The sequence below is a fragment of the Ruegeria sp. BHSA118 genome (genome assembly GCF_059613405.1).
The window spans coordinates 1-10,960 of the sequence record NZ_JBXWSM010000102.1; the positions used below are offsets into that span (position 1 = coordinate 1).

Genomic DNA, 10,960 nt, shown 5'->3' on the forward strand with positions numbered 1-10,960 from the left:
ATTCTGGCCCGGAAGACCATTCCGGAAGATCAGCTGGATCGGTGTCGCGAGATCGGCGCCGCGCTGGGTGCGGGCCTGGCCATGGGGATTTTCTGAAGGTCAGTTCAGTTCGACCAATGTCGTGCCTTCGCTCCAGCCATCCACATTGCACCGCGCCTGAATCTGCACCTGTGACACGTTTTCCGGAATCACCACGCCGCCAAGTGAGCGGGTAAAAGGTTGCTCTGTCTCGTGCGGGTGGTGCAGAACCCGCATTCCCAGTTCATTCCCGTCCATGTCCAGAACGCGCCAGCCGTCGGCGTAATGATCCCAGCCTGTATCGGGATGCCGGATCGTCACATCGAACCGCCACGTTTCGCCGGTGGCGCTGGCGCGGACCTGTTCGATTGTCGGCGGGTCGGCAAGGGCAGGCGCAGCCAGAAGGGCACTGAGAATCACATATCGCATGGTTCGAACCTAGGGTTTAATGTGGCGCATGGGGATCACGTCTCTGTGTTCGACGTTTGGGCCATGAGGATCGTGCGGGAATGCGATGCAAACTCGCGGCGATACAGGATGCCGATTGTAATCATTGTGCCCAACACCAATGCCATCGGCCCAAGAAACCACGCCAGCGAAGTAAGGGCGAAATAGGTGGCGCGGAGGCCGCGGTTGAAACTTCGGGCGGCGGTCACGCAGATCTCGGCCGCCTGACCGGCCCGAGGATAGGCGTTTGGGTCTTCAGGATCGTTGGGGACCGAGGCCATCAACACGGCGCAATACCCAAAAAGGCGATGTGCCCAGACGTATTTCAGAAAAGCATTGGCCAGCAGCAGGACAACCACAAGTATCTTGATTTCCCAAACCATCGCCGGTGCGCTGCCTATCGCAAGATCCGTAGCCACCCCGGCCAATCGCTCGGTATTACCCAACAGGGCCAGACCGCCCCCGATGGCAATCATCGTGGTTGAAGCGAAAAAGGTACTGCCTTGCCGCATGGCGGCCACGACTTGTGCATCGAACATCCGTGGCTGGCGCGTCACCATCTCGTGCATCCAGTCGCGGCGGTAGCCATCCATCACAAGGGCGACGGACGGCTTCTGCGGTGACGGGTGCTCGATCTTCCAGCCGATCCACAGCCACGCACCCAGCAATATCGCCATGGCAGAATAATCCAGAGGGGAAAACAGGGCGGCACGTTCGATCCAGGTCATGGCGCGACAGTACGACCGGACATCGCAACTTGCCAGTGCGGTAAATTGGTAATATTATTTTACCAAAGGGGATTGCCATGGAAATGCCAAAGCCAAGCCCGGACGTACTAAACCGGAAAAGCGCGATCGTTTCGCGGCTGTCGCGGGTTCTGCCAGATACGGCAATTATCCATGATCCGGCTGAAACCCGAGCCTATGAGTGCGATGCCCTGACGGCTTACAAATGCCCCCCGATGCTGGCCGTGCTGCCGTCGAGCACGCAGGAAGTCTCGGACGTTTTGCGCATATGCCATGAAGAAGGCGTGCCTGTCGTGCCGCGCGGTGCGGGTACGTCGCTGGCCGGCGGGGCATTGCCAACGGCCGATTGCGTCATTCTGGGCGTCGCGCGGATGAATGAGGTGCTGGAGGTTGACTATGACAACCGTTTCATCAGGGTGCAGACGGGCCGCACCAATCTGAGCGTCACCGGCGCGGTCGAGGAAGAGGACTTCTTTTATGCGCCTGATCCTTCCTCGCAACTGGCCTGTGCCATTGCCGGCAATATCGCGATGAATTCAGGTGGCGCCCATTGCCTGAAATATGGCGTGACAACGAACAACCTTCTGGGCGTGACCATGGTGATGATGGATGGCAGTGTCGTCGAGATCGGTGGCGCGCATCTGGATGCACCCGGTCTGGACCTGTTGGGCGTCATTTGCGGCTCGGAAGGTCAGCTGGGCGTGGTGACCGAAGCAACACTGCGCATTCTGCGCAAACCCGAAGGCGCGCGGCCGGTTCTGATGGGGTTCGACGACAACGAAGTCGCGGGCCAGTGTGTTTCGGACATTATCAAATCGGGCATTCTGCCGGTCGCGATCGAGTTCATGGATACGCTGTGCATAAAAGCCTGCGAAAACTTTGCGCACGCCGGATATCCCGACTGCCATGCGCTGTTGATTGTCGAAGTGGAAGGGTCGGAAGCCGAAATCGACCATCAACTGTCGAAAATCATCGAAATCGCCAAGCGCCACAACCCGGTCGAACTGCGAGAAAGCCAGTCAGCCGAAGAAAGCGCAAAAATATGGCTTGGTCGGAAATCCGCATTCGGCGCCATGGGGCAGTTGAACGACTACATGTGCCTTGACGGTACGATCCCGGTGTCGGCCTTGCCAACGGTGCTGCGCCGTATCGGCGAGCTGAGTGAAGACTTCGGGCTGCCTGTCGGGAACGTTTTTCACGCAGGGGACGGGAACATGCATCCGTTGATCCTTTTTGATGCCAACAAACCGGGTGATCTGGAAAAATGCGAGGCATTCGGGGCCGAAATTCTGAAACTATGCGTGGACGAAGGCGGTTGTCTGACCGGTGAGCATGGCGTGGGTATCGAGAAGAGGGATCTCATGTCGCATCAATATGCGCCTGCCGATCTTGAAGCGCAGATGGCGCTCAAAGATGTATTCGACCCCAAGTGGCTGCTGAATCCTGCGAAAGTTTTCCCTTTGGATGTGTCTCGGGCGCGGCGCATTGCGGCGGAGTAAGGGGGCTCTGCCCCCTTGCCCCCGGAGTATTTTGAAAAAGATGAAGCAAATGAGACCTGAGACGGAAGCCGAATTGGCCGAACTGGTGGCCGGGCTGCGCGGACCGGTGCGGATCGCCGGAGGTGGCACGCGCGGTGTGACCGGGAGAGAGCCCGAACTGAACGTATCCGGGCTGAGCGGAATTACCCTCTATGAACCCGGGGCGCTGACACTTGTGGCGAAGGCGGGTACACCCCTGGCTGAGATCGAGGCGGCGTTGGACGTGGAAGGGCAACAACTGGCCTTTGAACCGATGGATCACCGGGGTTTGCTGGCGACCCGGGGTGCACCGACGATTGGTGGTGTTGTGGCGGCCAACATCTCGGGCCCGCGGCGGATTCAGGCCGGGGCGTGCCGGGATTTTCTATTAGGAGTGCGCTTTGTCGACGGGCGCGGGCAGGTGATCAAGAATGGTGGTCGGGTGATGAAAAACGTCACCGGCTACGATCTGGTCAGGCTGATGGGTGGGTCGTGGGGCACTTTGGGCGTTCTGACCGAGGTGTCGTTGAAGGTACTGCCAAAGCCGGAGCGAAGTTCAACCCTTTCTGTTGCAGTCTCAGACATCGGCGCTGCGGTGCGGGTTCTTTCGGCAGCACTGAAATCTCCATTTGAGGTGACGGGCGTGGCATATGATCCAAATCTTCAAAAAGCCCTTATTAGGGTCGAAGGTTTTGTGGATTCGGTTGCATATCGAACAAGCAGATTGACTGCTGAGTTGGAAGGTTTTGGGGAAGTTGCCGAGGAAAGAAAGTCGGACGCGATTTGGGCTGGAATACGTGACGTTCACCCATTTCAGGGCAAGGACGGGGACGTCTGGCGGCTTTCGGTAAAACCCGGTGATGCGGCGGAGATTTCGGCGCGCGCCGAAGCGGATCAAGCGCTGTTTGACTGGGGCGGTGGTCTTGGCTGGCTGCGGGTCCCGGCTGGCACGGATGTGCGTGCCCGGCTTGGTGCGTTTTCAGGTCATGCCACTTTGGTACGATCCGACCATGAAACGATCAGAAAACTGGGGCGATTTCATCCGGAACCCACATCAATATCGGCACTGACAAAGGGTTTGCGTGCGAAATTTGATCCTCGCGGTTTGTTCAACCCGGGGCTGATGGGATAGGGCGATGCAGACAACATTCACCGATGAGCAATTGCAAGACCCGGCCATCCAGCGCTCGAACCAGATTCTGCGAAACTGCGTCCATTGCGGATTTTGCACGGCCACGTGCCCGACATATCAGGTGCTGGGAGACGAGCTGGACAGTCCGCGTGGACGCATCTACCTGATCAAGGACATGCTGGAAAACGAGCGTGTGCCCGACGAAAAGACGGTCAGGCACATCGACCGCTGCCTGTCCTGTCTGGCCTGCATGACCACCTGCCCGTCAGGTGTGCACTATATGCATCTGGTCGATCATGCGCGCGAATATATCGAGGCCAACTACAAGCGCCCGCTGACGGATCGGGTGTTGCGCTGGGTTCTGGCACAGATACTGCCTTATCCGATGCGGTTCCGTTGGGTCCTGATCGGGGCCAGGCTGGGCCGTCCTTTCCGGTTCCTGATGCCTGATGCACGGCTGCGCGCGATGTTGGACATGGCGCCCAAGCATATCCCGCCTGTCAGCCGCAACGATGACCCGCAGAGTTTTGCGCCCGGCGGTGAACGAAAAATGCGGGTGGCGCTGATGACGGGTTGCGCGCAAAGGGCGCTGAACACCGATATCAATGACGCGACGATCCGCCTGTTGACACGGTTAGGGTGCGAGGTCGTGGTCGCCGAAGGTGCCGGGTGTTGCGGAGCTTTGACCCATCACATGGGCAAGGTGCAAGACAGTCATATGGCGGCAACCGCCAATATCAGAGCCTGGAATCGGGAAATGGACAGTGATGGGTTGGATGCCATAGTTATCAATACCTCTGGCTGTGGCACAACCGTGAAAGATTATGGGCATATGTTTCGCAATGGCCCGCTTGCCGAAGACGCGGCGCGTGTGTCTGCAATTGCCATGGATATCAGTGAACTTCTGATCAAGCTGGACCTGCCGGCGGGGGAAAACCAAAACCTGACCGTCGCCTACCATGCGGCCTGTTCATTGCAACATGGGCAAAAGATCAAGACCTATCCCAAAGACCTGTTGAAGCGTGCTGGGTTCAAAGTGGTCGAACCCGCCGACAGTCATTTGTGCTGCGGCAGCGCGGGAACGTACAACCTGATGCAGCCGGAAATATCGGGCCGGTTGAAACAGCGAAAAGTCAGAACACTAGAGGCGAAAAAGCCTGATATCATAGCTGCCGGCAATATCGGGTGCATGATGCAGATCGGTTCTGGCACGCAACTTCCGGTCGTTCACACGGTAGAGTTGCTGGACTGGGCAACGGGCGGACCAAAGCCTCCGGTCTCGCAGAGAGCAGGGAACCCGGTTCCCGTCTTGCGGTAAATCATGCTGATGCCAGCGCGCATCATTTTCCAGGGAAATACCTTTGGTGCCTGATCGCCCTATTTTCGCCCAACGCGGCACGTAGGACAAAAGCTTCGAAGTGAGTCTCGGAGAACCGCGTGCGCAACTGGATCAAGGCGATCGTGCTCTGTGTCTTGCCATTGGCGGCCACGGCGCAGGACACCGGGTTGGAAAGCCTGGATACGTCGGATTCCGGGCGCGAGTGGATGGCCGTCGGGCGGTTGGATATCGCCGGCGCGGGATTTTGCACCGGAACGCTGGTGTCGCCGACGCTTGTACTGACAGCGGCGCATTGCCTGTTCGACAAAAGATCCGGACAACGGATCAACCCCGCGGATATCGAGTTTCTGGCCGGGTGGCGTTTGGGACGTGCGTTGGCATATCGGACCGCGCGCCAGGCTGTGATCCATCCGGATTACCAGTATGGCGTCGATTCAACGGCCGACCGGGTAAGCGCGGACGTGGCTTTGATTGAGCTGTGGCAGCCGATCCGCAATACAGCCGTCCTTCCATTTGAGTCGGGCGATCAGCCCAAACGCGGTGCCAAAGTGGGCGTGGTATCTTATGCGCATGACCGGTCAGAAGCTCCGTCGCTGCAACAGGTCTGCTCGGTCATGAACCGGCAGGCCGGGGTCATGGTCATGTCCTGCGATGTTGATTTCGGGTCTTCGGGGGCACCGGTTTTTTCTTTTGCGGGCGCGCGCCCTCAGATCGTATCGGTGGTTGCGGCCAAGGCCAGTATGGACGGCCAGAGCGTTGCAATTGGAACTGCGGTTGAGCATTCGCTGCAATTGCTGCGTGACGAACTTTCTGCGGGGCGGGGATTTGGGCTTTCCTCGTCCGGATCGGGAACGAACAAGAATATAGGCGCAAGGTTCATTCGACCATGATGAGAGTCTTCTGGAGCCTGTTATTGGGCCTGAGCGTCCTGGCGACAGCGCCGCAAGCGCAATCCAACAAGCGCAAGCTGACCGATCGGGATGACCTTTACGGATGGGAGGCTGTCGGACGGCTGGATGTCCGCGACGCCTCGTATTGCACTGGTACGTTGATCGCGCAGGACATGGTGCTGACCGCGGCCCATTGTGCGGTGGATCGTCGTACTGGGAAGACATATGTGCCCGAAGAAATCACGTTTCGTGCAGGCCTCAGCAACGGCAACGCTTTGGCCGAACGTCAGGTCACGCAAATCGCCGTTCATCCCAGCTATAGTTCGCAGAACCCGCTTTCGCACGAAGGCGTCCAGTTGGACGTGGCCCTGATGCGGCTGAATGAGCCTATTCCGTATTCGGTCGCCGACCCTTTTGCGCTGCACAGCGGCCATGTTCCGGGCAACGAGATCAGCATTGCCTCGTATGGGCGGGGACGGTCCGAGGCGATCACCCGAGAGCGTTCGTGCCGTATCATCGACCGCAGGCAGGGTCTGATCACCTTTGATTGCGACATTACTTTCGGGTCTTCCGGGTCTGCAATTCTGGCGAAAAACGGTGCGCGCTGGCAGATCCTGTCTGTGGTATCGGCGGTAGGGACGAACGGCCGAAGAAAGGTGGGGTTTGGCATGGAGCTTGGCGGGATAGTCGCCGAGCTCAAGGCCATCATGCGGCGCGACGCACCTCAGCCCAAAGCTTCGATCCGCCGATTGCAGGTCGGGTCCGGCAAGTCAGGATCTGGTGCGAAATTCATCAGTTCTGGCGGGGGTTGAACTCGGCGAAATCGCTACCCATGTGATGAGTATCGGACCGCCACAACGGGGTCCGGTGTTTGAGATTGCCCGTCCGATGCGAGGGCACTTATCGCAAATCGCTCAAGAATGAGGATATGACACATGCGTACGTTTGATTTTGCACCGCTGCACCGCGCCACCATTGGCTTTGACCAGATCGCCGACATGATGGATCGCGTTCTGACCAACGATGGGGCCCAGCCCAGCTATCCACCCTACAACATCGAAAAAACCGATGTCGACACCTACCGAATTTCGGTGGCCGTTGCCGGTTTTTCGGAAAACGACCTGACCGTAGAGGTGAAAGAGAATTCACTTGTCGTGGCAGGTAAAAAAGCCGCCGAAGACAAAGAGCGCACCTATCTGCACCGTGGCATCGCCACCCGCGCGTTCGAGCGTCGGTTTGCCCTGGCGGATCATGTCCGCGTCACCGGTGCGAGCCATGAAAACGGTATGCTGAACATCGAACTGAAGCGCGAGGTTCCAGAGGCCCTGAAACCGCGCCGGATCGAGATCACTTCGGCCAAGGCCATCGAGAAGGATGTGGTGGACGCCAAAGCCGTGAACTGAGGCTTTTGAATATCCCGCGGCAGTTCACTCCTCCCGGGCTGCCGCAACACACGCCCCGCGTTCCTCCAGACGCGGGGCGTTGTGTTTTTGGTGTGCTCGAAAACTGGTTCCCAGCAAATTATCCGCCTGATAGTCTTCGGTATTATGGAAAGCCGACCAAAACGTCGACTAGCAGCTATCCTGGCAGCCGACATCGCCGGCTACTCAAGATTGGTTGGTCTGGACGAAGAAGGTACCATCGCAAGGCTTCGCCTGATCCGCAGCGAAGTCATAGAGCCGGCGATCGCCCGGCATTCAGGGCGCATCGCGAACACTGCGGGAGACAGCTTTGTGATCGAATTTCGCAGCGCCGTCGATGCGGTTCACGCTGCCGTGGAAATTCAGGCCGACCTTGCAAAGAGAAACGCGGGTACCGATCAGGATAGCGTCATCACGTTTCGGATCGGCCTGAATGTCGGCGATGTGGTTTCGAACGGGGGTGACATCCTTGGCGACGGGGTGAACGTTGCCGCGCGGCTCGAGGCACTGGCAGATCCCGGTGGTATCATTGTTTCACAATCCATCGTCGATTATGCGCGCAACAAAGTGCCCTATGGTTTTGCTCCGATCGGGCCACAGAACGTCAAGAACATCGCAGACCCGGTTCAGACCTTTCGCGTAGAAGCGGAAATTTTGCCTTTACCGCGAAAAAACCGCACACTGAGGAAATCCCGCTGGCTGCCACTGGCGGCTCTGCTCGTGATGTTGGCGGCCATCGGGCTTTTTCTAACGAAGCCGTGGAAGACTGGCCAATTGCGCGCCTCAGAGTCGCAGATGGTTTACCCTTTGCCGGATCTGCCTTCCATCGCAGTATTGCCGATTGCGAATTACACCGAGGACGCATCCAAGGAGATGCTGATCAATGGTATCTCTGAGGATTTGATCACGGACCTGTCCCGAATATCCGGATTGTTCGTCATCGCCGGTAATTCATCCTTCGCATACCGCAACAGAAACATAGATATCGCACGTTTCGCCGAAGAACTTGGGGTTCGCTACGTCGTTGACGGCAGCGTGCGACGTGCGGATGAAGATTTCCGGATCAACATTCGCCTGACCGACACATTGAGCGGGCGATTGATCTGGGCGGACAGGTTTGATGGCGCGATTGATGACATCTTTGAAGTGCAGAAAACCATTGTTCTCGCAATCGCTCAGGAGCTGGGTCTTCCACTCGACCCTCAAAGTCGGCAGGCCATCGAAAGCGTGGAAACCCAGACCATTGCAGCGCGCGAAGCCTTCCAGCGCGGGTGGGAGTTGTATTCGCAGTTCAACGAACAGGACAACCTTGCGGCAATTCCCCATTTTGAAAAAGCCGTGGAACTGGACCCGGATTATGGGCGTGCTTGGGCGACGCTTGCCCTGGCGCATTTGCGGCCGCACATCTTTCATCATTGGAATGGGTTTGCAGGGTCGGGCGCGCAAATGCACATCGGCCTGTTTTACAGGTATTACAGGGATGTAATGGAACAGGACACCGCCCTGGTGCACGTTATCCGGGCTATTGTCAGTCTCAACCTTCCGGATTGGGACGGTACCGAAGGGGTGGGCCGGGGGACGGAAGACGCCAGACGAGAAGCAGCGAAAGCCATCGCACTGCAACCCAGCGACCCCGAGGCGCATCTGACGATGGGATGGGCGCTGATTGCAGCCGGTGAGCCAGAGGAAGGATTGGCCTTTGTACAGGCTGCGACCCGGCTGGATCCCAATTATCCCAGCCACTACGCGCTGTTTGAAGCGGCGGCTCTTTACGCATTGAATGACCTGACGGGCGCGGCAGAAGTGATCGAGAAAGAATTGAACAGAAATCCGCAGGCAACCGAGCTGATGCCGTTTGCAGCCTCGGTTCTGGCCCTGAATGGAGATCGCCGTGCGGGCAGGGCCATCATCGACCGATGGCAAAAGGGCAAGCATGCCGGTGTCATACAGGACGCTGTTCAGAATTACTTTTTCATCATTCGCTGGGTCGGTGAGAACCAGCATTTGAACGCCCGGCTGAACGACGGGCTGCGTCTGGCGGCGTTGCCTCCGGAAAAAACCATAGCAAGTCTGAGGGCGGATCTGTCACGGGGGGATGCCAAAGATCAGAGGACGGCAGCCCAATCGCTGGCCCTGTTTGGTCCTGAGGCAGAGCCAGCGGTGCCGGAATTGATCGCGCTTCTTGAAAGCCCCTCGGTGTTTGTCCGCAAAGAGGCAGCTATTGCATTGGGGAAAATAGGTGGCGCGGCGTCCTCTGCATTGCCAGCGTTGGAAGCCATGGTGGACGGTTCGTTGCAGGGAAAGTTCGCGACCCGTGCAATCGAACAAATCCGCGACAAAACCGCAGAATAGCCGCGTCAGCGTCGATTGGACCGCCGCCATAAACAGCCAAAGGACGACGCGATTTCGTTTCCGGGTGCGGGGTCTCTGCCCACCGCAATGGGACAGAGACCGTATTGGATCAGACTGACATGCAGACGTATTTCATTTCCAGATAGTCTTCCATGCCGTGGTGGCTGCCTTCGCGGCCAAGACCAGACTGTTTGACGCCGCCGAACGGGCCAAGCTCGGTCGAGATGATGCCGGTATTCACGCCAACGATGCCATATTCCAGCGCCTCAGCCACCTTGTAGACGCGGCTCAGGTCCTTGGCATAGAAATACGACGCCAGACCAAAGATCGTGTCATTGGCCATGGCGATCACGTCATCTTCGTCCTCGAACTTGAACAGCGGTGCCAGCGGGCCAAAGGTCTCGTCCTGAGCAACCATCATGTCCTGAGTCACGCCGGTCACGATGGTTGGCTGGAAGAATGTGCCGCCCAGATCATGGGGCAGACCGCCGGTCAGAACTGCGCCGCCCTTGTCGGTCACGTCCTTGATATGCTCTTCGACCTTGGCGACCGCGTCGGCATTGATCAGCGGACCGGTGGTGGTGCCTTCGGTCAAACCGTCGCCGATCTTGAGTGCTTCTACTGCCGATTTCAGTTTGGCTGCGAATGCGTCATAGACGCCAGCCTGCACATAGATACGGTTTGCGCAGACGCATGTCTGGCCATTGTTGCGGAACTTGCACATCATCGCGCCTTCGACAGCGGCATCCAGATCGGCGTCGTCGAACACGATGAACGGCGCGTTGCCGCCCAGTTCCATCGAGCACTTCATCACCTGATCGGCGGCTTGCTTCAGAAGGATGCGGCCCACTTCGGTCGAGCCGGTAAAGGTCAGCTTGCGCACGCCGGGGTTTTCGCAGAACTCCTTGCCGATCTCGCTGGCCTGCGACGAGGGCACCACGTTGAACACGCCCGCGGGTACGCCGGCCTGTTCCGCCAGCAGCGCCAGTACCAGCGCCGACAGGGGCGTTTCGGTGGCCGGGCGCGCGACAAAGGCGCAGCCGGCGGCCAAAGCCGGGCCTGCCTTGCGCGTAATCATCGCGTTGGGGAAATTCCAGG

10 protein-coding genes and 1 pseudogene are annotated in these 10,960 nt (G+C 58.3%); 8 read left to right on the forward strand and 3 right to left on the reverse strand.

Features of this window, described 5'->3' with window-relative positions; genetic code table 11:
* A pseudogene (locus tag AC2FNN_RS20215) lies at positions 1–96 on the forward strand (flavodoxin family protein); the annotation flags it as partial.
* A 3-nt stretch (positions 97–99) separates the two neighbouring features.
* Here the strand turns inward: AC2FNN_RS20215 and AC2FNN_RS20220 are convergent.
* Both AC2FNN_RS20220 and AC2FNN_RS20225 read right to left on the reverse strand, forming a co-directional pair.
* The gene (locus tag AC2FNN_RS20220) at positions 100–447 is read right to left on the reverse strand and encodes a hypothetical protein (RefSeq protein ID WP_496760224.1); all 348 of its coding nucleotides are present in this window, start codon (positions 445–447) and stop codon (positions 100–102) included.
* Positions 448–482: 35 nt separating this feature from the next.
* Entirely contained in the window at positions 483–1,193 is a 711-nt protein-coding gene (locus AC2FNN_RS20225) for a DUF599 domain-containing protein (RefSeq protein ID WP_496760225.1), read from the reverse strand.
* A gap of 77 nt (positions 1,194–1,270) precedes the next feature.
* Between AC2FNN_RS20225 and AC2FNN_RS20230 the strand changes: the two genes are divergently transcribed.
* The 7 genes from AC2FNN_RS20230 (at position 1,271) to AC2FNN_RS20260 (ending at position 9,862) form a co-directional block, all read left to right on the forward strand.
* Positions 1,271–2,710, forward strand: a complete 1,440-nt coding sequence (locus AC2FNN_RS20230) for an FAD-linked oxidase C-terminal domain-containing protein (RefSeq protein WP_496760226.1) — start codon at positions 1,271–1,273, stop codon at positions 2,708–2,710.
* Positions 2,711–2,759: 49 nt separating this feature from the next.
* The gene (gene glcE, locus AC2FNN_RS20235; RefSeq protein WP_496760227.1) at positions 2,760–3,860 is read left to right on the forward strand and encodes a glycolate oxidase subunit GlcE; all 1,101 of its coding nucleotides are present in this window, start codon (positions 2,760–2,762) and stop codon (positions 3,858–3,860) included.
* Between the two features lie 4 nt (positions 3,861–3,864).
* Entirely contained in the window at positions 3,865–5,178 is a 1,314-nt protein-coding gene (gene glcF / locus AC2FNN_RS20240; RefSeq protein WP_496760228.1) for a glycolate oxidase subunit GlcF, read from the forward strand.
* A 119-nt stretch (positions 5,179–5,297) separates the two neighbouring features.
* Entirely contained in the window at positions 5,298–6,089 is a 792-nt protein-coding gene (locus AC2FNN_RS20245; RefSeq protein ID WP_496760229.1) for a trypsin-like serine peptidase, read from the forward strand.
* Complete coding sequence (locus AC2FNN_RS20250) at positions 6,086–6,901, forward strand: trypsin-like serine peptidase (protein ID WP_496760230.1); 816 nt, start codon at positions 6,086–6,088, stop codon at positions 6,899–6,901. The genes AC2FNN_RS20245 and AC2FNN_RS20250 overlap by 4 nt, the downstream gene beginning before the upstream one ends.
* Before the next feature lie 123 nt (positions 6,902–7,024).
* Positions 7,025–7,492: an Hsp20 family protein gene (locus AC2FNN_RS20255; protein WP_152459732.1), complete on the forward strand. Its 468-nt coding sequence runs from the start codon at positions 7,025–7,027 to the stop codon at positions 7,490–7,492.
* 144 nt (positions 7,493–7,636) lie between these two features.
* Positions 7,637–9,862: a tetratricopeptide repeat protein gene (locus tag AC2FNN_RS20260; protein WP_496760231.1), complete on the forward strand. Its 2,226-nt coding sequence runs from the start codon at positions 7,637–7,639 to the stop codon at positions 9,860–9,862.
* A 109-nt stretch (positions 9,863–9,971) separates the two neighbouring features.
* Here the strand turns inward: AC2FNN_RS20260 and AC2FNN_RS20265 are convergent.
* Positions 9,972–10,960: NAD-dependent succinate-semialdehyde dehydrogenase (locus AC2FNN_RS20265; RefSeq protein ID WP_496760232.1), on the reverse strand; the 989-nt coding region annotated here is incomplete at its 5' end.